The organism is Inhella gelatinilytica (genome assembly GCF_016093295.1).
Lineage (GTDB): Bacteria > Pseudomonadota > Gammaproteobacteria > Burkholderiales > Burkholderiaceae_C > Inhella > Inhella gelatinilytica.
In genome coordinates, this window is record NZ_JAEDAL010000001.1 from 1,020,672 (window position 1) to 1,042,032 (window position 21,361).

The window sequence follows — 21,361 nt, forward strand, 5'->3', positions numbered from 1 at the left end:
GGCTACGCAACCTGGTTGCGCCCCGACTGCTTGGCCTGGTAGAGCGCAGTGTCTGCGGCGTTGAAGAGGGTGAGCGGATCGACGTGTGGATCGGGGATGCAGGCCGCGACGCCCAGGCTGAGCGTCACCACCGGGCCCACGGGAGAGGCCGGATGGGGCAGGGATTGGGCCTGGCAAGCGGCGCGCAGGTGTTCGGCGGCGGCGCGAGCGGCAGGGAGGTCCAGTCCGGGCAGCAGCAGCACGAACTCCTCACCGCCGTAGCGCGCGGCGCAGTCGGCGGCCCGGCCGCTGTGCTGTTGAATGACGCGGGACACCGCGCGCAGGCAATCGTCACCGGCCGCATGGCCCACGCTGTCGTTGTAAGCCTTGAAGGCGTCGATGTCGGCCAGCACCAGGGCCAGGGGCTCGCGGGCGCGGGCACAGCGGCGCCATTCGCGCGCCAACTGTTCATCAAACCAGCGCCGGTTGGACAGGCCCGTGAGGGCGTCGCTGAAGGACAACTGTTCCAAGTGTTCATTGGCGCGGCGCAGGGCCTCGGTTTTCTCGGCGACCACCCGCTCCATGTCCCGTTGGCGTTGACGCAGCTGCCGGGTGCGGAACTGCACCCCCAAGGCGAGCAAGGCCAGACCCAAAACGCCCCCCAACGCCTGCACGTCGCGACGCTCAAAGAAACGCGGTGCGACCGTCACCCGGACCAGGTCTGTGCTCTCCTGCCACGTTTCGCCATCCAGGCTGGCCGCCACATGCAGCCGGTACTGACCGTGGGGCAGGACGGGGAAGCTGGCTTCCCGCTGGGGGCCCAGGTCAACCCAACCGGGTGTCATGCCCTCCATGCGGTAGCGAAACCGCACGCGCTCGGCGTGCTGCACGGTGGCCGCCGCAAAGCGGAGTGTCAGCGGGGGGGTGGCCCCCGCGGGGACCGTGAAGACCGACTGCAAGGGCTGGGCTTGGCCTCCGAGGCTGATGGCCTCCAGGCGCACCGCCGGTGGCAAGCCCAGGCGCGGCAGGTGCTCGGGATCGACGCGCACCAAACCCTTGAGGGAGGGGAGCCACAGGCGACCGTGCGCGTCCCGGGCGCCGGCCGACTGGAGCCCGCCCGCAAACGTCGTGGCCCGCAGCGCTTCGCCCACCCCATAGCCGGTGGACGGCACCCGGGCGAGTTTGCCGTCCAGAAAGTCATTCAGTTCACGGCGCTGCACCCAATAGAAGCCTCGATTGCAGGTCATCCACAGCCGGTCGTGGGCATCGGGCAGGAAGACCTGGGCCAACCCGTCCCAGAGTCCATCACTCACACGGGCGACCCGGATCTGGTCGTTCTTCAGTCGCGCCAAGCCCTCGCCGTTGCTCCCGATCCACAGGGCGCCGTCAGCGTCTTCATGCAAGGCCAGGATCCAATTCGAGGGCAAACCGTCTTCCCGGGTGAGGCGGCTGAAGCGTCCGTCTCGGTAGCGCACCAGACCGTCCCCGGTGGTGGCGAACCAAAGCGTTCCGTCTTGGGCTTCCAGCATCGCCACCACGCCCTCTTGGGGAGCTTGCGCGTCGTGCACCGCCTCAAACCGAGGGCCGACCCCCCGCGCCAAGCCGGCGCGGGTGCCCACCCACAGCGTGCCCTGGCGGTCTCGCAGCAGGGACCTGACGTCCACATGGGGCAGTCCAGCGGCGGTGCCGAAGCGTTCCATGCGCCCGGCCATCCACCGCGCCAGTCCGGCGGTGTAGCTGCCCATCCAGATGGCGCCATCGGCATCCTCGTACAGGGTGGACAGCTCCAAAGTCGGCAAGCCCTCGCGCAGGCCCAGGGTTTGGATCCGTTGGCCCTGAAGGCGGCTGACGCCGCCCCCCGACGTGTTGACCCACAGCGACCCGTCTCGGGCTTGAAGCACCGAACGTACGTTGTCCCCCGCCAAGCCTTCGGGCTTGCCGAGGATGGGAAAGCTGCGGGGGCGCAGGCGGTTGAGTCCGCCGTTCCAACTGCCCATCCACAGGCTGCCTTCGGGGTCCGCATGAACCGTCCAGACCTGGTCGCCCCCCAGCCCACTCTCGGTGGTCAGGGATTGGAACTGGCCCTCTCGCCAGCGCGTGACCCCGGCACCCCAGGTGCCAATCCACAGGTTGCCTTCGCGGTCCCGCGCCAGGGACGTGAGTTGGTCGGTGGGCAGGCCGTCGTCCACGTCATAGCGCTGCCACTGGCCATCGGGGTGAACGCGCACCAGACCGGCCCCCGGTGTGGCCGCCCACACCCCGCCCTCGGGGTCGGCCAGCAGGTGGCGCACCTCGGTGTGGGGGAACCGGGGCACGGATTCAAAGCGCCCCTCCCGCAGGCGCAAGAGCCCCGCCCCCGTGCTGCCAATCCACAGCGTGCCATCGCGGTCCAGGGCCAGGGTGCGCAAACGCTCGACCGGCAGGCCGTCGGCGGGTGTGATGTGGCGGAGTCGGTCTCCCGTCCAGTGCAACAGGCCGGCCTCACTGGCGCCCCACACGCTCCCGTCGGGCGCCTGCACAAAACTCCAAACCCGTCGCCCCTTGATCTGATCGGCGTCCAGCAGGGTCTCCCAGCGCCGCCCGTTCCACCGCGACGCCCCCGCCCCGTGACCCACCCAAATGCGGCCGTTACGGTCCTCCATCAGGCCAAAGATGGGCCGGCGGCTCAGGGCGGGGGCGTCAAGGTCTTGTTCCAAGCGGAATTGCAGGCCATCAAAACGCGCCAAGCCGGTGCCCGTTCCCACCCACAACGTGCCATTGCGGGCCTGCAACACCACCTGCACCGCGGTGCTGGGCAGGCCCTGCTCCGCTTGCCAGCCATCCAAGCGGTAGCGGCTCAAGATGCCATCGGTGAGGTGGACCGCTGGGGCATTCAGTGGCAAGAACCACAGGATGCAGAGCCCCAGCAGTGAACGCAGCATGGCCTGCATGGATTCAGGCCTCGGTGGGAGCCACCACCACCTGGTCACGCCCCAGCTTCTTCGCGCGATACAGCGCTTGGTCTGCGCGCCGCAGCAGCGCGTCCGGCGAGCGGTCGGCTGGGATGCTGCAGGCCACGCCGATGGAGACGGTCAGGTGCAGGGGCTGGGTGGCGCCTTCGGGCACAAAGCTCACCGGGGCGCGGCACAGGCGTTCGGCGGTTTGTACGGCCAACTCGGGCGTGACGCCCGGCAGCACGACGCAAAACTCCTCGCCTCCCACACGCCCGAGCAGGTCATATGGCCGCAGTTGCTGGCCCAAGGCCTGCGCCAGCAGCCGAAGGGCGGTGTCGCCCGCCGCGTGGCAATAGCGGTCGTTGATGGCTTTGAAATGGTCAATGTCCACCATGAGCGCAGCCAAACCATGCTGCAAGCGCTGGTTGCGGCGCCATTCGCGCCCCAGCGCCCGCTCAAAACCCCGGCGGTTCAGCAGGCCGGTGAGGACATCGGTCGTGGCCTGTTGGTCCAGCTCGCGGTGCAAGCGGGCGGCGTGCAAGGTGCTGAACCCGAACACCAGGGCCAGGGCCGCGAAGCTGTTGAGCATGATCACCACCGCATGGGGCTGGCTCACCGCCTGCAAGCTGGGCCCGGTGTCCGCGCCGCCGAGCACCAGCCTCACGCGCGTGAGGCCCAGCACCGCCTGCAAGCCGTGCGCGCCCAGCGGCAGCGCAATCAGGGCCAAAGGCCACCGCCGCCGCTCGCTCCACAGCACCCCGGCGGCGGCCACAGAGAGCGCAGCCAACGTGAAATTGAAGGTCACCACGCGGGTGGGGAAATGGTCGTACCAGCCCGTGAACCACGCGTAAATCGCCGCGTTGACCGCCACCAGGGCCGCCATCCACCGCCAGGGTGTGAGGCGGCCAAACAGACGGTCGTAGCCACTGAGCGTGAACAGCACATTGCCCAGCAGCATCAGGTTGGCCACAAAGACGGTCAGCCAGACCGAAAGCAGCCCGCGCAGGCTGAACAGCACCATGCCCACGCACGTGCACACCATCGCCGCAACCCAGTGCCAGAGGTAGGGGCTGCGGTCGCGCCAAGCCAGTAAACCCAGGCCCAGTGTGACCACGATGGTCAGCAGTCCCGCGAAGAGCAGAACCGTGGGGAGATGCAGGGAGGCATTGGCCGGCATGCCGGAAATTGTGTGGCCCGTGGCCCCAGCTGGCTATCAGGCTTTGCCGGGGTTAGCGGCTGGATGGGGGCACGTGACCGTCTCGCGCCTGTTCCATGGCCTCGGCCAGCCCGTGCTCGCCGCGCTGGCGCAGCGCCTGGATGGCCCCGCGCTGATCGCCCTCCTCGCGGTTCTGGCTGAGTTTGGCCTTGCCCTCGATCCGCGTCACGGTCAGTTCCAGCCCGACCAAGGCGCGTTGCAACTGGTCGATGAAGCCCGGCGCGGCCTGCTCCAGGGTCCAGGGCTCCGGCTCGTTGGCCTCATACCTGGCTGTCAATTCGATCAGCTGCTCGCGCACCCAGTTCGGGTCGTCGATCGCCCGCAGCCGCCCGTGCACGTGCACGGTGCTGTAGTTCCAGGTGGGCACCATCTTTTCGAACTGGGCCTTGCTGGGATACCAGTTGGGCGAGATGTAGCCTTGCACGCCTTGGAAGATCACCAGCACTTCCTGCGGCTGCGCCAGCGCCCGCTGGACCAGCGGGTTGGCGCGCGGGGCGTGGGCTGCGAGCCGCAGGCCTTCGGACAGGGCGGTGCCTCGCAGCAGCCAAGGCAGGGGCGTGGCTTCCAGACCGCTCGGTCCTTGCCAGGCGACGGTGCCCAGCGGGTGGGCGCGCAGCAGCGCCAGGCTGTCCGCCTCGGCGGCGACGGTGTAGGGCGGGGTGTACATGGCTCAGTCCAGTAGGGGGGCCAGGGCACGGCGGGCCGCGGCGTTGTCCAGCCCGCAACGGCGCGCCCAGTCCTGCAACTGGTCTTCGCCGATGCGGCCGACATTGAAGTAGGCCGCGTCCGGGTGGGCCAGGTAGAAGCCGCTGACCGAGCTGGCCGGGTGCATGGCCATGGATTCGGTCAGGCTCATGCCGAAGCCCTGCGCCTGCAGCACGCGCAGCAGGTCCTTCTTCACCAGATGGTCCGGGCAGGCCGGGTAGCCGGGGGCGGGGCGGATGCCGCGGTACTGCTCAGCAATGAGCGCCTCGTTGCTCAGTTGCTCATCGGGCGCGTAGGCCCAGAACTCGGTGCGCACGCGCTGGTGCAGGCGCTCGGCAAAGGCCTCGGCCAGGCGGTCGGCCAGGGCCTTGAGCAGGATGGCGGAGTAATCGTCGTGGCGGGCCAGGAACTCGGCCTCCTTGCTTTCCACGCCATGGACCGTGACGGCGAACAGGCCGACATGGTCCTGCGGCTGGCCCTCGCGCAGCGGGGCGACGAAGTCGGCCAGGCAGCGGTTGGGTCGGCGTTGCCCGTCCACCACCGGGCGCTCGGTCTGCATGCGCAGGCCATGCCAGGTCATCAGCGGTGCGCCATGGGCGTCGAAGACGGCGATGTCGTCGTCCTCCGTCTGCCCAGCGGGCAGCAGGGCGAAGGCGCCATCGGCGCGCAGCCATCGGCCGGCCACCAGCTTGTCCAACATGGCCTGGGCGTCGGCAAACACCTTGCGCGCCTGCTCGCCCACCACTGCATCCTGCAGGATGGCGGGGTAAGGGCCGGCCAGGTCCCAGGTCTGGAAGAAGGGGCCCCAGTCGATGCAGGCCACCAGCTCTTGCAGCGGGTAGTTCTCCAGCCGGCGCACGCCGACGAAGCGCGGCACGGGCAGGCTGCGGAAATCGACGATGGCCTTGTTGGCGCGCGCAGCCGCCAGCGGGATCAGCGGGGTCTGCTTCTTGTTGGCGTGCAGTTCGCGCACCTTGTTGTAGTCCGCTTGGATCTCGGCCAGGTAGGCCCCCCGGCGCTCGGGGCTCAACAATTCGGAGCACACCGACACCGAGCGCGACGCGTCGGGCACGTACAGCACCGGGCCCTCGTACTTGGGGGCAATCTTGACCGCGGTGTGCACGCGGCTGGTGGTGGCCCCGCCGATCAGCAGCGGAATGCCGGCCTCGCGGAAATGCGGGTCGGCCTGCATCTCGGCTGCGACGTGCTGCATCTCCTCCAGGCTGGGGGTGATCAGGCCGGACAGGCCAATGATGTCGGCCCCTTCGGCCTTGGCGCGCGCCAGGATCTCATGGGCCGGCACCATCACGCCCATGTTGATGACCTCGTAGTTGTTGCACTGCAAGACCACGGTGACGATGTTCTTGCCGATGTCGTGCACATCGCCCTTCACCGTGGCGATGACGATCTTGCCCTTGGCGCGCACGTCCGCACCGGCGGCTTCGAGCTGGCGCTTTTCTTCCTCGATGTAAGGGATCAGGTGCGCGACGGCGGACTTCATCACGCGCGCACTCTTGACCACCTGGGGCAGGAACATCTTGCCGGCGCCGAAGAGATCGCCGACCACATTCATGCCGGCCATCAGCGGGCCCTCAATGACATGCAGCGGGCGGCCCCCCTGGGCCTTGATGGCTTGCCAGGCTTCCTCGGTGTCTTCGTTGATGAAGTCGGTGATGCCGTGCACCAGGGCGTGCTTGAGGCGCTCGTTCACATCGCCCGCGCGCCAGGCCAGCTTGGCCGAATCGTCCTTGGCGGCGCCTTTGACCGCATCGGCCACTTCCAGCAGGCGCTCGGTGGCGTCGGGGCGGCGGTTCAGCACCACGTCTTCGACGCGCTCGCGCAAGTCGGCCGGGATCTCGTCGTACACGCCGATCATGCCCGCGTTGACGATGCCCATGTCCATGCCGGCCTGGATGGCGTGGTACAGGAAGACGGTGTGGATGGCCTCGCGCACCGGCTCGTTGCCGCGGAAGCTGAAGCTCACGTTGGAGACGCCGCCGGACACCTTGGCGCCGGGCAGGTTCTGCTTGATCCAGCGCGTCGCCTCAATGAAGTCCACCGCGTAGTTGGCGTGCTCCTCGATGCCGGTGGCAATCGCAAAGATGTTGGGGTCGAAGATGATGTCTTCGGGCGGGAAGCCAATCCCGACCAGCAGGTCGTAGGCGCGCAGGCAGATGGTCTGGCGGCGTTGCAAGGTGTCGGCCTGGCCCTGTTCGTCGAAGGCCATCACCACCGCGGCGGCGCCGTAGCGCTTGACCAGCTTGGCCTGGCGCAGGAACTCGGCCTCGCCTTCCTTGAGCGAGATCGAATTGACGATGCCCTTGCCCTGCAGGCAGCGCAGGCCGGCCTCAATGACGCTCCACTTCGACGAGTCGACCATCACCGGCACGCGTGCCACATCGGGTTCGCTGGCCAGCAGGTTCAGGAATCGCACCATGGCCGCCTGGCTGTCCAGCATGGCCTCGTCCATGTTGACGTCGATGATCTGGGCGCCGTTTTCCACCTGCTGGCGCGCCACGGCGACGGCTTCTTCGTACTGGCCGGCCAGGATCAGGCGGGCAAAGGCCTTGGAGCCGGTGACGTTGGTGCGCTCCCCCACGTTCACGAACAGGCTGCCCTGGCCGATGGTCATGGGTTCGAGGCCAGAGAGTTTGAGGGGGGGCAAGGACATGGCAGGTGGCGCCTGAAAAGGCGCGAAAAACTGGGGTAAATCCGCCGGGGATTCTAGGAAGCTGCCCTTGGGTCTGGGCTTCGCGCGCCGACAATGCAGGGGTGGAACTGATTCACCTGCCCCCCAACGCTCTCAAGCCTGGCCAGCGGCTCGGGTTTTCGTTGCGCGACGCCAGCGGCAAGCTGCTGTTCGCCAGCGGCTCGGTGCTGCCCGCTTCGGACGCGGTGCGCGAGCTGCTGGAGCGGGGGGCCTACACCTATGCCCACGAGACCGAAGCCTACCAACGGGAGGTGACGGCCCGCGCCAACACCCTGGTCCACCAGAACGCGACCTTGAAGGACATCGCCCGGGTCCAGGCGGACTTTCAACACGACCGGCAGAAGCCGGCCGCGGTGGTGGCCAGTGATGTGGCGCAGTGGCTGGATTTCCAGTCGCGTTTGCATGCCTTGCTCAAGGAGCCGCGCACCGAAGACTTTCTGGCGCGATTCGAGGCCCTGCACACCGAAGGGCAGGAGCGCCTGCAGCGCAGCCCGGACAAGGCCCTGCTGATGCTGGTGTACGACGCCGGCCAGGAGCTGGGTCAGTACACGGCGCGGCATGCACTGTTGTGCGCGGCGCTGTGCCATCTGGCGGGGGAGCGGATGGGCTGGCCTGTGGACCGGGTGGGCGCCCTGACGCGTGCCGCGCTGAGCATGAACCTGTCGCTGGGCTTGCTGCAGGACCGGCTGACGCAGCAGCGCGAAGCCTTGCGGCCCGACCAAATGCGCCTGTTGGCCGGGCATGGCGACCGGTCGGCGGACTTGCTGCAGCAGCTGGGGGTGCGTGACGACACCTGGCTGCAGGCGGTGCGACTGCACCATGACGCGGCTCCCGGTCCGCTGGAGGGGCGCGCGGTCCCAGAGCAATTGGCCCGGTTGCTGCAACGCATCGACCAATTTGCGGCGCGTTTGTCGCCGCGCGCCGCGCGCAAGGCGCAGGCTGGCGCGCAGGCGGCTCGTTCCATCTTTCTGGACGAACGCAAGCAGCAGGACGAAGCGGGCGCGGCCCTCATCAAGGCTGTGGGGCTGTATCCGCCCGGTAGCGCGGTGCGTTTGGCGACCGGCGAAGAAGGGGTGGTGGTCAAGCGCGGGTTGAGTGCGACGGAGCCCTTGGTGGCGGCCTTGATCGGTAAGAGCGGCAACCCGCTCTATGAGCCGGTGCCGCGCGACACCCGTTTGGCGAGCAACGCCATCACCCAGAGTCTGGCGCCACACGAGTTGCGTCTGCGGGTTTCGCTCGAAAAATTGCTTCGATTGGCGGCGTGATGCGCGGGTGGCGACAGTGGGCGACCTGGGCGCTCGCAGCGTGGGCTGCGGGGCCAGTCCACGCGCGGGACACCTGGGCGCTGGCCACGGCCGACCTGCCACCGGCCATCACCACCAAGGCAGCGGATCTTGGCTACTACGCCGTCATCTTGCGTCGGGTTTTTGATGAGATGGACATCAACCCGGAATTCCACTTCCTCCCCCCGGCGCGTGCTCAGCTGGATGCCGCTCAGGGCTTGTATGCGGCCTTGTTTCCGGCTGCGCGTACGCCCGAGCGGCAGCTGACGTTCCTGGCCAGCGACCCGTTTTACGTCGTGCGGCTGCGGGTGTTCCTGCGCCGCGACGACGCCTGGGCGGGCTCGACGGTGGAAGACTTCAAAGACGGGTTGTTGTGCAACGTCCAGGGCGTGCGCACCTACCCTGAGTTGGAGGCGGCCCTCGACGCCGGGCGCCTCAAGATGCAGCGGGTGACCGACTTGTCGGCCTGCTTTCGCATGCTCGCTGTGGGGCGGGTGCGGTTTGTGGTGACGGGGGAGAACACCGGGTATTCGGCCCTGCACGCCATGGGTGAGGCGGCCGACCAAGTGCGCATGGCGCCAGTTTTGCTCTCGGAACAGCCCGTGCATCTGATGTTTCCGCGCGTGTTGCCGGAAAGCGCCCGACGGGTGCGCGACTTCAACCGGGCGCTGCAACGCCTGCGCCGCAGCGGCGAGCTGAACCGGCTGGAGCAGCGCGTGGTGCCCAAGGGCCCGATCAGCTGATTCAGCCCGCGGCAGGCCATCGGGGGCAGACCCGAGCGCCAAAAGGGCGCGATGGGTAGAAACTCGGGGCATGCGCCGAATCGTGTGGTCATTGCTGCTCTGGGCCTGTGCTGTGCCGGCGCAGGCCACGCTGTGGCGGGTGGTCACCAACGACTTTCCGCCCTATGTGGGCGCGGATTTGCCGCAGCAGGGTTTTTATGCGGCCCTGATCCGCCGCGTGCTGGCCGAGCAGTCGCTCCAGATGGAATTGCACTACCAGCCCCCGGCGCGCGTGCGGGTGTCCATCCTCGAGGGGCAGTTTGATGCGGCGTTTCCACTGCTCCGAACCACCGAGCGGGAACGGGATCTGGTGTTCTCTGATCCGCTGCTGTCGGTTCGCTCCTATCTGTTTGTGCGGGCCGACAGCACCATCACCGGTTTGGCGGACCTGCCGGGCAAGCGCAGCTGCCACTTGCAAGGCTCCAACCAGCCGGTGCCCGTGCAGCGCATGGTCGACGACGGCATCGTCAAGATCGAACGGGTGGCGCACACGCCGCAGTGCTTTGAGATGTTGGCGCGGGGCCGGGTGGACTTTGTGGCGTTGAGTGACTACGCGGGGTGGGCCGGGGCGCGGCAGAGCACGGCCGGCCTGAGTGCCTTCAAGACGGTCGGGGGGCCGATTGCCTATGGCTATCTGCACTTGGTGTGGCCGCGTCAAGACCCGCGGGCCCAAGCGCGCGCGGCTGATTTCAACCGGGTTCTGGCCGACTTGCGCCGCCGCGGCGTGGTCAAAGAGTTGGAGCAGACCCTGCTGCCCAGCCTGCCCGAGGACCCGGATCAGCCGCCCACCAAGCCGGTAAAGGCCCCGGCCGAGCGCGGTCGGTAGCGGCCCACTTGTTCGGCGATGGCCGCCACGTGGGCAGGCGTGGTGCCGCAGCAGCCCCCGGCAATGTTCAGCAGGCCCCGGGCCGCAAATTCACCCACCAGACGGCCAGTGATCTCCGGGGTCTCGTCAAAGCCGGTGTCGCTCATGGGGTTGGGCAGGCCGGCGTTGGGGTAGCAGCTGATCGGGGTGTCCGCGGCCGCTTGGGCCAACTCTTCGAGATAGGGGCGCATCAAGCTGGCGCCCAGGGCGCAATTCAGGCCCACGGCGATTGGGTGGGCATGGCGAACCGAGTGCCAAAAGGCGGTCACCGTCTGCCCACTGAGGATGCGCCCCGACGCATCGGTCACCGTGCCCGAGATGATCACCGGCAGGCGCTCCCCGGTGGCGTCCATCAGCTCATCCAGGGCAAACAGCGCCGCTTTGGCGTTCAGGGTGTCAAAAATCGTCTCGACCAGGAACAGGTCGCAACCGCCGGCCAACAAGCCCTGGGCCTGCTCGTAGTAGGCGGCCCGAAGCTGCTCAAAGTCCACGTTGCGGGCTCCCGGGTCGTTCACATCGGGGCTGATGGAGGCGGTCTTCGGCGTGGGGCCCAACGCGCCGGCGGCAAAGCGCGGTTTATCCGGGGTGGCGTATCGATCGCAAGCGGCTCGTGCCAGGCGGGCGGCTTCAACGTTGAGTTCGTAGGCCAACCCGGCCAGGCCATAGTCTTCTTGCGCCACGGAGGTTGCGCCGAAGGTGTTGGTTTCGATCACATCCGCGCCGGCCGCCAAATACTGCTCGTGGATTTGGGTGATCACGTCAGGGCGGGTTAGTTGCAGCAGGTCGTTGTTGCCTTTGAGGTCCCGTGGGTGATCGGCAAAGCGGGTGCCGCGGAAATCCGCCTCCGTCAACCGATAGCGCTGGATCATGGTGCCCATGGCCCCGTCCAGCACCAAGATGCGCTGGCGCATCAAGGTGGGCAGGGCGGCGGCTCGGGTGTAAGCAGTGGCATTCATGGGCGCATTGTCCGGCCTGAGCCTTAGCCCAAGCCGAACAGCGGGTCGCGCGTTTGACCCACGCGTACCAGCACCAGGGCACACAAGAGCCCCAGCAAAAAACACAGGGCCCGCAGCCCATCGGGCGTTTCCTCGTCAAACGTGCCCCAGGCGAGCAAGCCGTACACCGCGGTCAGCGCCATCTTGGTGGCCAGCCAGCTGTGGTGCACAGGGCTGATGTACAGCACGCCCCATAGGCTGATGCCGGACACCACCAACAAGAAAATGACGGCCCCATGGATCACCCGCAGCCGGCTGTCTCGCGGCCAGCGGGCCCCGCCCAGGAGCGGGAGCCCCCGGGCCCCGAAGAGCCCAATCGCCACGAACGCCATCAGGGCGTGCAGGCTTTTAAGGGCGGGGTAGTCGTAGAAATCCATGCCGGCCGTTCAGGCGGCCTCAGGCTCGCGGCTTGAACAGGGCTTCGCAGGTACTCCGTGAAGCATCCGCCTTGTCCAGCTTGCCGCACACCGGCCCCAACTGCCCTTGCACCCGGGCCACGGCAGCCTGACCGTTGTGGGCCTTGGCCCAGCCCAGCAACTGCTCGCTGACCTTCTGCAAGGAGCGGGCGCTGCGCTCGTAGAACGCCCCCTTGTCTTTCTCGGCCTCCTGCACCAGTTGGGCCGCCAGCTTCTCAATGCGGGCGGCATCCTGCGGTGCCAGTTTCACGAGGTTTTCGAAATAGGTGGCACCCCATTGCAGACGGGTGGCGGGGCCCTCGCTCTTATTGAAAGCCTGCTCGAACCATGACAGCGCTTCGTCCTTGCGGCCCGTCTTGCGGGCGTTGGCTCCCAGCTGGTTCATCAGGTAATAGGGCGAATGGCTCTTGCTCAGGTTGGCTTTGAGCAGAGCGTCACTTTCACTCCACAGCCCGGCCAGCCCCAGCACGTGCCCGGCAGCGGTCATCACCGCTTGGCGCTCGTATCCGTCCTGAATTTCACGATCCAACAACGCGGTCAGCCCTCGGACCTCATTCAACAAGGTGGCTTCGAGCTTGGGGGAAATGTCGGCTTTGTCCAGATCAAGGCGCGCCAACTCCACGCGTGCCGCCAAGCAGTTGATGCGATCGGCTCGGGAGAGTTGCGTGTCGTTCTGCTGTTGCAGCAAGGCCTGCTGGAAGGCGTGAACCAGCGTGATGCGGTCGGCCCCGGCCTTGGGGTGCAAGGCCCGCACCAGGTCATCGGCGCTGTTGCTCAGCACGTCCAGGTGCTGGCGCACCTTCTTGGCGTCCCCAAGCAGGCTGCCGACCCAGGCTGCATCACCTTGGGCTGGGTTGGCGCCGGCGGCGAGCGACTTCAGCTTCAGCCGCGTGCGGGCTTCGTCCGGGACGCCGCGCCCTTGGGCCAAACGCTGCAGGACCGCACCGCGATCCGCCGCACCCACCAACGACTGCTCGTCGGTTTCCCAAGAATAAAAGCTCAGCAACTGCCATTCGCCGGCCTTGAGGGGCTTGCCGGCCTGGGCATCCGCCAACACGGCCTTGATGGGGCGCCCCCCCGAGAGGCCCATTTGGAACAGTTTGACGACCCGCGCCGCGTCGGCTTCGCCCGGCAGGCGCGTGAGCTCCTGCCCGTCGCCGTTGAACAGGATCATGGTTGGGTAACCCCGCACCTTGAAGCGGGCCCCGAGCTTTTGGGCGCCGGGCAGGTCGCCGTCGATGAGCACGGGGATGACGGCGTGACTTTGCTCAATGAAGTCCGCGCGGTTGAACAGCGTGGCCTTGAGCTGGTTGCAGGGTGGGCACCATTTGGCCCCCCAGTACAGCAGCACGGGCTTCTTCTCGGCCTTCGCGGCTTGGAAGGCGGCTTCGATGTCCGCGTCCTGGCTGGCGGCACGCCACGCGATGCCGGGCGGCATGTCCAGCGCCGCCTGGGCGGGGGCGGTAAAGGCCAGAACGAGGGAAAGGCTCAGGGCGCTTAGGGCTATTCGCATGACGTGTAGGAAAAAAGAACTGACGCTTATATTGTCCGGCCATGTGCAATCCACTGCGATGCGTCCGCCCTCAATGAAAGCCCTGAGCGTTTTTGTTTGGAACGAGGTCTTTGGCACCGGCCTTGGGGACATCGACGACCAGCACAAACGCTTGGTGGACTTGCTGAACCAAGTGGCCAGCCAACTGGCCTTTGGCGTGGACCGCGAGGCGCTCGCGCGGGTGTTTCGGGAGCTGGTGTCTTACACCGAATACCACTTCCGCCATGAGGAGGCGCTGTGGGCGCAGCACTTGGGCGGGGAGGCCGATGAGCGCTCACACCGCGAGCGCCATGCTGAGTTTGAGCGCAAGCTGGAGCAGTTGGCGGCGACTGGGAGCGCGGGAGAGATTGACCCTGAAACCTTGCTGGATTTTTTGGTGCGCTGGTTGGCCGGGCACATTCTTCGGGCCGACCGCTACTTCGCTCTGTGCGTGATCGGGCTGCGCGAAGGCCTGAGCCTTCCCCAGGCTCGGGCGCGTGCCGCCGACCAGGTGCAAAAGCACGAGGGCCTGATGGAGCTGGTGCTCACGGTCACCTCGGCGCTGTCCAAAAACACCCTGCGCCTCATGCAGGAGCTTCATGCCCGTTCGAACGAGGCCCAGCGCCTGCGCCAGGCGGCCAGCGTTTTTGCGAACGCCAACGAAGCCATCATGATCACCGACCCGCAGGGCACCATTCTGGATGTCAATGCCGCGTTTGAGCACATCACGGGGTTCCCCCGCGCTGAGGCGGTGGGGCACAACGCGCGATTGCTCAAGGTCGATGAACATGAGGCCGCGTTCTACGGGGACATGTGGACGGCGCTGATGTTGCAAGGGCGCTGGCACGGTGAAGTTTGGGGGCGGCGGCGCAACGGGGAGTTGTTTGCCAAGCTCCAAACCATCAGCGCGGTGCGCAACGACATGGGCGAGTTGGCCCACTATGTCTGTTTGTTTACGGACATCACAGCGGCCAAGGAGCATCAGAAGAAGCTGGCGGATGCGACGCACTTTGACGCGCTGACCCATTTGCCCAACCGCACCCTGCTGACCGACCGCATGCACGGGCTGCTGGCGCAACTGCCCCATGCCGGGGGGACCTTGGCGGTGGCCTGCCTCGACCTCGACGCCTTTCATGAGGTCAATGCCCAGTGCGGCCATACGGGCGGCGACCGGGTGTTGACCCAGTTGGCTTCCCGCTTGCATTCGGGTCTGCCCGAAACGGCGCTTCTCGCGCGGTTGGGGGGTGATGAATTCGCACTGGTGGTGATGTGCTCTGGAGGCCGGTCGGACGCGGTGGCGGCGCTGAGTGCGGTTCGAGAGGCCGTGGCACAGCCCTTGGAGGTGGACGGGCGACGCTGGCAGCTCAGCGCGAGCATGGGTGCCGTGCTGCTTCAGGCGGCCGACGGGAGTGTGGCACCGGATCAGCTCCTGCGCAGTGCCGCACAAGCGCTCTTCAAGGCCAAGCAGTCTGGGCGCAATCGGCTGCATGTTTTCGATGCCGATCGGGACCGCATGGTGCGGGGGCGCCTGGAACAGGTGGAACTGGTTCGGCAGGCGTTGGAGGCGGGGCAGTTCGAGCTCTTTTATCAGCCCAAGGTCCACATGCGCAGTGGCGCGATGCTGGGCGTCGAGGCGCTGATTCGCTGGCGGCATCCAGAGCGCGGCCTGGTGCTCCCGGGGGAGTTTCTGCCCGGGGTCGAAGGCCACTCCGTGGGCCTGGCCCTGGACGATTGGGTCTTGGACGCGGCCCTGCAGCAGCAGGCTCAGTGGCGCACGCAAGGCGTGGAATTGACCGTTAGTGTGAATGTGTCAGCCGCGCAACTGAGCCGCCCGGACTTCTTGCAGGTGCTGCAAGAGGCTTTAGCCCGGCATCCGACCGTCCGCCCAGGAGACCTGGAGTTGGAAGTGTTGGAGTCCAGTGCGCTCAAGGACATGGCGCGGGTTTCCTGCCTCATCGACGCGTGTCGGGCGCTGGGCGTGGACTTCGCGATCGACGACTTCGGAACGGGCTACTCCTCGCTGGCTTACCTCAAGGAGTTGGGCGCGCAGTGCCTCAAAGTGGACCAGAGATTTGTGCGAGATGTCCTGGAGGACCCGGACGACTTGTCCATCTTGGATGCCGTTCTGGGTTTGGCGCGTGCCTTTCGCCGTCAAGTGGTGGCAGAGGGGGTGGAAACCGTGGCGCACGGGGAAATGCTTTTGCATCTAGGTTATGAGTTCGCACAGGGCTATGCCATCGCGCGCCCCATGCCGGCGCAAGAAATCCCCGCCTGGAAAGCGACGTGGCAACCCGATGCGGTGTGGCAGGCCTGTGCCCGCTTGCCACACGAGCGCTTGCAATTGCTGCGGGCGGTCGTGAAGGAGCGCGCCTGGTGCCAAGCGCTCTTGCAAAGACTGCAGGGACAAGGGAGTGAGCACCCGGAGCCTCCCTTGATTCCGGGGCTGTCAGACCACCCTGAGAAGCTTTGGGAGGCCTGGGGCGTCGAAGCGTCTGTGGCGGAGGCCTTGGATTGGACCGAGGCCTGCGAACTGGGTACGCTCCTGCGTACTTGCGCGCAGGCGTGGCTGCGAGAGGCGGAGCTCTCTGGGCAGCCCCTTCAGGCCGAAGCGCTGCAGGAATTGGTGGCCCTGCGCGATCGCTGGATCGCCGCGCTCAAAGCACTGGCGCTGGGATAGTCCAGCGCCAGGTTAGCGGCCGGTGATCAGGCCGCCAGTGGCCAGTGCGGCTCGTCCGTGCCGTCCGCCGTGTGAACGAACGACACATAGGGCACTTCAACGCCCCATTCTTCGGCGGCCGGTTCCACCGGGGTGGGCGCGGTCCAGCGGCGCAGCAGGCTGGCCACCAGGGGCAGCGTGGCGGGGCCGGGGTTTGTTTGTTTGTTCATGGCCATCCCTTGAGTCATCGTCAGAATGGCCCTCATTTTGAGCAGCGACGTGTGACCGCCATGTGACGGCCATCACGTTGACGCGGCCTTAGACGTGGGTGTCAGAAAAAGTCCACACCGCCCGGTTCTTCGGCGCGCTGGTGCGCAGCACTGCGGGACATGTTGGCCTGATGGTCTTGAGCCGCCTGCGCCGCTTTGACGCGCGTTTCTTCGAGCAGCTTGGTGAGCTTGGCGTCGTCGCCGAGCCGGAAACTGGAAAGCACCTCCGCCAGTCGCACGGCTTCCGTCAACAACTCGCTGGCAATTTCACCGCCGCGCACGGCGACTTCCACGTTTTGAGCGGTCACCGCGTCCAATTCCTTGACGGAGGTCGTGACCACGTCGATGGAGGCTGCGTGCTCGGCGGAATCGGCGGTTAGGTTCTTGAACACCGCCCCCACGCCCTGCACGGAGTGAACCAAGTCGTTCATTGCGGTGCCGGCCTCGTTGCTCAAGCGGCTGCCCCGTTCCACGGTCTCCAGCGACGCGGCGATCAGGGACTTGATTTCTTTGGCGGCTTCCGAGGAACGGCCCGCCAGCATGCGCACTTCGGTGGCCACCACCGCAAACCCGCGCCCGGCCTCACCGGCCCGGGCGGCCTCCACCGCGGCGTTCAGGGCCAGGATGTTGGTTTGAAAGGCGATGCTGTCGATGGTGCCGATGATGTCGGTGATGCGGCGCGAGGACTGGTCGATGTCCTGCATGGTGCGCACGAGTTGGCCCACCACGCCCCCGCCCCGGGTGGCCATGGAGGCGGCCTCATCGGCCAGCGTGTGCGCTTCCTTGGCGGCGCGGGCCGACTCTTGCACGATGACGTTGATTTGCTCCAGGCTCAGGGCGGCGTCTCGCAGGCCCGAGGCCGTGCGGTCGGTGCGTTCGCTCAACAGCGAAGCGCTGCTGCCGACCTCTTGGGCTGCCCCTTGAACCAGGGTGATGGCTTCGCGCACCTCACGCAGGGCCACGGCCATGCGGGTTTGCACATGCTTGAGCCGTTTGCCGATCTCGGACTCGGTGCGAACCACATCCAGGTTGAGCCGAATGGGGCCATCGCGACCCATGGCGTTGACCAAGAATTCGAGCTCGAAACGCTCGGCGGCTTCGCGGGCCAGGCTGCGGGCAATGACGCCCAAGACAACCGAGAGGGCGCCGATGTAGGCCGCTGAACCCAGGGAGCGCCACCCTTCCCAGGCCAACTCGGCGAGCACATAGCTGACACCGGCCAGGGCGATGGGGCGCCAATCGCGGTAGGGCAGGAGCAAACACAGCGTGACCGGCATGGCCGACTCCAGCGCTGCAAAGTCAACGGCGGCTTTGTCTCTGAATTCATGCTGCGCCAGGACCAAGACCACATTGAGCAGGGCCATGCCCAAGCGTGCGGGGGACCGGCCACTGTGCTGCCACATTAGAAAGAGGGCGGCCCCCAGTGCCGCGGCGCCGATCATGCCCCCCGTGCCCAAGCGCTGGGCGGCGTGGGCCAATCCCACCACGGCCAGGGCATTGACCAGGGTGAGACCAAACAAAATCCGGTCTTGGGCTTTGGAGCTGGCTCCCAGCGAATTGGAGGTGCTCACATCGTTCCTTGTTCTGAAGATTTCGGGCTTGCAACCAGGGGCTTCGGGTGTATCGTGCCACTCAAATGAGGCTCCAGGCCCTAGGGCGACTGCGGGTCTGACTCAGGGTAGCCCACCGCCCGCCCATCGGGGGCAGACTTTGAAAACGAAGAGGTCACTTTGAAGTCCGTGCTGATCGTTGAAGACCAGGAAGAGATCCGGGAACTCATTCGGGTGACGTTGGAATTTGAGAATTTCTCGATCGACGAGGCGGCCAATGGCGAGGAAGGCCTTCGCAAGGCCCAGCGCACCAAGCCCAACTTGGTGCTGATGGACGTGATGATGCCCGGCGCCATCGATGGGCTGACCGCCTGCAGTCGCATTCGCTCGGATCCGGGCTTGTCAGGCACCAAGGTGGTGATGTTGACTTCAAGAACGGACCCCCGCGACCGCGCGGAAGGCCTGCGCATGGGGGCGAGCGCCTATCTGCTCAAACCTTTCAGCCCGTTGGAGCTGATCACGGTGTGCCAGAAGGTGTTGCGTTGACCGCCTGAAGGCGCTCCACGACCGCCGAACCGATGGCGCCCAGCGGCAGCGACTGCACGGCCGCCCCCATTTCAAACGCCGCCTTGGGCATGCCGTAGACAACACAAGAGGCCTCGTCTTGCGCCACGGTGTAAGCGCCGGCTTTGCGCATCTCCAGCAGGCCGCGGGCGCCGTCGTCTCCCATCCCGGTCAGGATCACCCCCAGGGCATTGCGCCCCGCGCAGCGGGCAACGGAGCGAAACAGCACGTCCACTGACGGCTTGTGGTGGTTCACGAGAGGGCCATCCTTCACTTCCACCCGGTACTGCGCGCCGCTGCGCGTGAGCTGCATGTGCTTGCCCCCGGGGGCGATCAAGACCCGGCCCGCCAGCACGCGGTCGCCGTCCTTGGCCTCAATCACGTCGAAGCCGGAGACACGGGTCAATCGCTCGGCCAGACTCGCCGTGAAGCCGGGGGGCATGTGTTGGACCCAAACGATTCCCGCCGGTAGGGTGTTGGGTAGGCCCTGCAAGAAGTTCTCAAAGGTCTGGACGCCCCCGGTGGAGCTACCCACGGCCACGATGCGGTCGGTGGTTTCGGCCATCGCCGCGGCGGGTGCCGGGGCTTGGACCGGGTGAGTGGGGGCGGGGGCACGCGGCGCCTGGGGCTTGGGCAGGGCACGCAGATTGGCAGCGGCGGCGGCCTTCACCGCGGGAATCAGTCCATTGGCGTCATCCGCCAAGAAATCGCGCAAACCAATCTTGGGCTTGGTAACAAAGGCCACCGCGCCGGCGGCCAGGGCTTGCAGTGTGGTTTCCGCGCCAGCCTGCGTCAGCGTGGAGCACATCACCACGGGCAGGGGGTGTTCGCTCATCAGCTGGCGCAAAAAACTGATGCCATCCATGCGCGGCATTTCGACATCCAGCACCAGCACATCGGGTGGGTTGGCCTTGATCTTGGGCCAGGCGAAGAGCGGGTCGCTGGCCGTGAATTGCACTTGCAGGCCGGCCTGGGTGAGCAGCTGACTGAGCTGCTGGCGCACGACGGCCGAGTCGTCGACGATGGCGACGCGAATCATGGGACAGCCTTTATCGGGGGGTGGAATTGACGCACTTGCCGCGCGTCATGGTCACCAGCCCTTGGGGCAGCTGCAGCGTGACGGTGCGGGGCACGGTGTCGCCCACATCGACGCCTTGAAGCTGAAACCCGTGTTGATCCAACAGGCTCCAGCCCTGCTCGATGTTGCGCTCGCCCACGTTGAACTTCACGTTCATGGCGTCGGGCAGGGTGTCAGCGCCCCCGTACAGGTGCGCGTGATAGTCCTTGGGCTGGGTGCCCTGCAGCCGGATCTGCTGAACGAGCAACTCCAGCGCCTCGTCGCCGTAGCGACCATCCAGCGGTTCACCGGCGCGTCGGGTCCGACCGGGGAGCAGATAGTGGCACATGCCCCCCAAGCCGCGCTGCGGGTGCCAGAGCGTGACCGCCACGCACGAGCCCAGCAGGGTTTTCAGCGTGCCGCTGGCACCAAAGTGCCACTGCCCCGGCAGCAGGTTGCGCAGTTCAGGCGCTGGGGCTGTCGGGGGGGTGAAGGGGCGGGGTGTAAAGACGGGTTTGGGTGGCTTATGCATGGCAATAGACGGCCGGCGCCAGGGCCCTTAAGGGCAGCCCCAGACCGGTCAGCGACTCTGCATGCCCCGTATATAGCACGCCCTGCGGCTTGAGCCGCCCGATCACCCGTTTGACGATGTCCGCTTTGGCGGCGGCGTCAAAATAAATCAACACATTTCGCAAAAAGATGATGTCGAACTGGGGCAACTCTTTGGGTAAGGGCTGCATCAAGTTCGCCCCCATGAACTGGGCACGGGCTCGCAGTTCGGCATTCATGAGGAACTGGCCTTCGTAAGGCCCGCCGCCTTTGCGGCAGTAGCGCTTCAGGTACTCGGTGGGGATGTTGCGGCCCCGCTCCAGTGGGTAGAGCGCTTGCCGCGCCGCCTCCACCATGTTGGTGGACAAATCGGTACCGTAAATGGACCACGGGTGTTTCAGCCCCAGGCAGTCGGCCAGCAGCATGGCGATGGAGTAAGCCTCTTCGCCCGACGACGAGGCCGCGCTCCACAGCACAAACTCTTTGCTGGACTTGGCGGCCTCGGCCCGCTTGCGCAGGTCTTCAAAGTGCTGCGGTTCGCGGAAGAAATAGGTTTCGTTGGTGGTGAGCCGGTTCACCAACTCCACCATGAGCCGGTCGGGCACCTGGCCCTTGATCAGGCGCTGGGCAAAAGCTTCGACATCTTGGCCCTGGCCTTCATCCAGCGCCAGCTTTTGCAGCCGTCCATACACCAGGGCTTGTTTGGCCTCGACCAGTCGAATGCCCGAGATGCGGTGAAACAGCTCGGTGATGGCGCGAAAGGTCGAGGGCTGCAAGCCTTGCATCAGTTCACTCCTGCCTCTTGTGCGGCGCCAATGCGGGTGGCCAAGTCGGCGGGGGCGAGCAGGGTTTCCAGACTCAGCAGGGCGGCGTACCCGCTCGTGAGGTTGATCATTCCGGCGATGTACTGGGTGGGCAGTTGGATGCCCAGGCTGGGAACCGACTCCAGTTGAGTGGTCTGAAAGTCCAGCACCTCAAAGACCGCATCCACCAGGAGACCGGCCAGAACACGGGGTTGCACCTCGTCCCCGGCACACTCCACCACCACGATGGCGCTGCGCCGGCCGATCGTGGAGGCCCCGTGGCCAAAGCGGGAGGCCAGGTCAATGATGGGCACGACGGCGCCGCGCAGGTTCATCACGCCCCGCAGAAAGTCCGGCGCCCGGGGCATGGGCGTCAGCTTGCCGACTTCCAGGATCTCGCGCACGCTGTCGATGGGCACGACCAGCGACTCCCCCCCGGAGGCCAGGCGCAAGACCTGGCGGGTGGTGGCGCTTGAGGGTTCTGCGCTCATGGGGGTA

General features: G+C 66.5%; 18 protein-coding genes. 5 read left to right on the forward strand and 13 right to left on the reverse strand.

The genetic code is table 11. The annotated features are described in order from the left end of the window. Positions 1–2 precede the first annotated feature (2 nt). Genes I7X43_RS04675 through metH form a run of 4 tightly spaced genes read right to left on the reverse strand, consistent with a single transcriptional unit; the run spans position 3 to position 7,504 of the window. Positions 3–2,900, reverse strand: a complete 2,898-nt coding sequence (locus tag I7X43_RS04675; protein WP_198099712.1) for a ligand-binding sensor domain-containing diguanylate cyclase — start codon at positions 2,898–2,900, stop codon at positions 3–5. A 13-nt stretch (positions 2,901–2,913) separates the two neighbouring features. Further along, entirely contained in the window at positions 2,914–4,089 is a 1,176-nt protein-coding gene (locus I7X43_RS04680) for a GGDEF domain-containing protein (RefSeq protein ID WP_198099713.1), read from the reverse strand. Positions 4,090–4,141: 52 nt separating this feature from the next. Further along, a complete protein-coding gene (locus I7X43_RS04685) occupies positions 4,142–4,795 on the reverse strand; it encodes an FMN-binding negative transcriptional regulator (RefSeq protein WP_198099714.1) in 654 nt (217 codons plus the stop codon). Positions 4,796–4,798: 3 nt separating this feature from the next. Further along, positions 4,799–7,504, reverse strand: a complete 2,706-nt coding sequence (gene metH / locus I7X43_RS04690) for a methionine synthase (RefSeq protein ID WP_198099715.1) — start codon at positions 7,502–7,504, stop codon at positions 4,799–4,801. A 101-nt stretch (positions 7,505–7,605) separates the two neighbouring features. On the opposite strand from metH, the gene I7X43_RS04695 reads away from it, so the two are divergent. The 3 genes from I7X43_RS04695 (at position 7,606) to I7X43_RS04705 (ending at position 10,434) form a co-directional block, all read left to right on the forward strand. Next, positions 7,606–8,808, forward strand: a complete 1,203-nt coding sequence (locus I7X43_RS04695) for an HD-GYP domain-containing protein (protein ID WP_198099716.1) — start codon at positions 7,606–7,608, stop codon at positions 8,806–8,808. Next, complete coding sequence (locus tag I7X43_RS04700; RefSeq protein ID WP_198099717.1) at positions 8,808–9,569, forward strand: substrate-binding periplasmic protein; 762 nt, start codon at positions 8,808–8,810, stop codon at positions 9,567–9,569. Before I7X43_RS04695 ends, I7X43_RS04700 begins: the two co-directional genes overlap by 1 nt. Before the next feature lie 70 nt (positions 9,570–9,639). Continuing rightward, complete coding sequence (locus tag I7X43_RS04705; protein ID WP_198099718.1) at positions 9,640–10,434, forward strand: substrate-binding periplasmic protein; 795 nt, start codon at positions 9,640–9,642, stop codon at positions 10,432–10,434. On the opposite strand, the gene I7X43_RS04710 is transcribed toward I7X43_RS04705, so the two are convergent. The 3 genes from I7X43_RS04710 to I7X43_RS04720 are packed head-to-tail and all read right to left on the reverse strand — an operon-like array spanning position 10,386 to position 13,397. Then, the gene (locus I7X43_RS04710; RefSeq protein WP_198099719.1) at positions 10,386–11,429 is read right to left on the reverse strand and encodes a homocysteine S-methyltransferase family protein; all 1,044 of its coding nucleotides are present in this window, start codon (positions 11,427–11,429) and stop codon (positions 10,386–10,388) included. The genes I7X43_RS04705 and I7X43_RS04710 overlap by 49 nt on opposite strands. Positions 11,430–11,452: 23 nt before the next feature. After that, complete coding sequence (locus I7X43_RS04715) at positions 11,453–11,845, reverse strand: SirB2 family protein (RefSeq protein WP_198099720.1); 393 nt, start codon at positions 11,843–11,845, stop codon at positions 11,453–11,455. Positions 11,846–11,864: 19 nt separating this feature from the next. After that, entirely contained in the window at positions 11,865–13,397 is a 1,533-nt protein-coding gene (locus I7X43_RS04720) for a thioredoxin family protein (protein WP_198099721.1), read from the reverse strand. A 58-nt stretch (positions 13,398–13,455) separates the two neighbouring features. Between I7X43_RS04720 and I7X43_RS04725 the strand changes: the two genes are divergently transcribed. Further along, positions 13,456–16,092: a bacteriohemerythrin gene (locus I7X43_RS04725; RefSeq protein ID WP_198099722.1), complete on the forward strand. Its 2,637-nt coding sequence runs from the start codon at positions 13,456–13,458 to the stop codon at positions 16,090–16,092. A gap of 26 nt (positions 16,093–16,118) precedes the next feature. Here I7X43_RS04725 and I7X43_RS04730 read toward each other — a convergent pair whose 3' ends face one another. Further along, complete coding sequence (locus I7X43_RS04730) at positions 16,119–16,301, reverse strand: hypothetical protein (protein ID WP_198099723.1); 183 nt, start codon at positions 16,299–16,301, stop codon at positions 16,119–16,121. Between the two features lie 101 nt (positions 16,302–16,402). Beyond that, positions 16,403–17,911, reverse strand: coding sequence for a methyl-accepting chemotaxis protein (locus I7X43_RS16550; protein ID WP_198099724.1), 1,509 nt, complete (start codon positions 17,909–17,911; stop codon positions 16,403–16,405). A gap of 168 nt (positions 17,912–18,079) precedes the next feature. Between I7X43_RS16550 and I7X43_RS04740 the strand changes: the two genes are divergently transcribed. Beyond that, a complete protein-coding gene (locus I7X43_RS04740; protein WP_310737520.1) occupies positions 18,080–18,436 on the forward strand; it encodes a response regulator transcription factor in 357 nt (118 codons plus the stop codon). Here the strand turns inward: I7X43_RS04740 and I7X43_RS04745 are convergent. From I7X43_RS04745 to I7X43_RS04760, 4 genes are read right to left on the reverse strand one after another with little or no spacing between them, the layout of a single operon-like run. After that, on the reverse strand, positions 18,408–19,493 hold the full coding sequence (locus I7X43_RS04745) for a protein-glutamate methylesterase/protein-glutamine glutaminase (protein ID WP_198099726.1): 1,086 nt from the start codon (positions 19,491–19,493) through the stop codon (positions 18,408–18,410). The two genes, I7X43_RS04740 and I7X43_RS04745, sit on opposite strands and share 29 nt — an antisense overlap. A gap of 10 nt (positions 19,494–19,503) precedes the next feature. After that, on the reverse strand, positions 19,504–20,043 hold the full coding sequence (locus I7X43_RS04750; RefSeq protein ID WP_198099727.1) for a chemotaxis protein CheD: 540 nt from the start codon (positions 20,041–20,043) through the stop codon (positions 19,504–19,506). Further along, complete coding sequence (locus I7X43_RS04755; protein WP_198099728.1) at positions 20,036–20,845, reverse strand: CheR family methyltransferase; 810 nt, start codon at positions 20,843–20,845, stop codon at positions 20,036–20,038. The genes I7X43_RS04750 and I7X43_RS04755 overlap by 8 nt, the downstream gene beginning before the upstream one ends. After that, complete coding sequence (locus I7X43_RS04760; RefSeq protein WP_198099729.1) at positions 20,845–21,354, reverse strand: chemotaxis protein CheW; 510 nt, start codon at positions 21,352–21,354, stop codon at positions 20,845–20,847. Before I7X43_RS04760 ends, I7X43_RS04755 begins: the two co-directional genes overlap by 1 nt. Positions 21,355–21,361: the final 7 nt, after the last annotated feature.

Coding starts and splice junctions, on each gene's coding strand:
- I7X43_RS04725 (WP_198099722.1), top strand. CDS start 13,456: ATGCGTCCGCCCTCAATGAAAGCCCTGAGCGTTTTTGTTTGGAACGAG.
- I7X43_RS04720 (WP_198099721.1), bottom strand. CDS start 13,397: ATGCGAATAGCCCTAAGCGCCCTGAGCCTTTCCCTCGTTCTGGCCTTT.
- I7X43_RS04680 (WP_198099713.1), bottom strand. CDS start 4,089: ATGCCGGCCAATGCCTCCCTGCATCTCCCCACGGTTCTGCTCTTCGCG.
- I7X43_RS04750 (WP_198099727.1), bottom strand. CDS start 20,043: ATGCATAAGCCACCCAAACCCGTCTTTACACCCCGCCCCTTCACCCCC.
- I7X43_RS04685 (WP_198099714.1), bottom strand. CDS start 4,795: ATGTACACCCCGCCCTACACCGTCGCCGCCGAGGCGGACAGCCTGGCG.
- I7X43_RS04760 (WP_198099729.1), bottom strand. CDS start 21,354: ATGAGCGCAGAACCCTCAAGCGCCACCACCCGCCAGGTCTTGCGCCTG.
- metH (WP_198099715.1), bottom strand. CDS start 7,504: ATGTCCTTGCCCCCCCTCAAACTCTCTGGCCTCGAACCCATGACCATC.
- I7X43_RS04755 (WP_198099728.1), bottom strand. CDS start 20,845: ATGCAAGGCTTGCAGCCCTCGACCTTTCGCGCCATCACCGAGCTGTTT.
- I7X43_RS04730 (WP_198099723.1), bottom strand. CDS start 16,301: ATGAACAAACAAACAAACCCCGGCCCCGCCACGCTGCCCCTGGTGGCC.
- I7X43_RS04675 (WP_198099712.1), bottom strand. CDS start 2,900: ATGCTGCGTTCACTGCTGGGGCTCTGCATCCTGTGGTTCTTGCCACTG.
- I7X43_RS04745 (WP_198099726.1), bottom strand. CDS start 19,493: ATGATTCGCGTCGCCATCGTCGACGACTCGGCCGTCGTGCGCCAGCAG.
- I7X43_RS04715 (WP_198099720.1), bottom strand. CDS start 11,845: ATGGATTTCTACGACTACCCCGCCCTTAAAAGCCTGCACGCCCTGATG.
- I7X43_RS04700 (WP_198099717.1), top strand. CDS start 8,808: ATGCGCGGGTGGCGACAGTGGGCGACCTGGGCGCTCGCAGCGTGGGCT.
- I7X43_RS04705 (WP_198099718.1), top strand. CDS start 9,640: ATGCGCCGAATCGTGTGGTCATTGCTGCTCTGGGCCTGTGCTGTGCCG.
- I7X43_RS04710 (WP_198099719.1), bottom strand. CDS start 11,429: ATGAATGCCACTGCTTACACCCGAGCCGCCGCCCTGCCCACCTTGATG.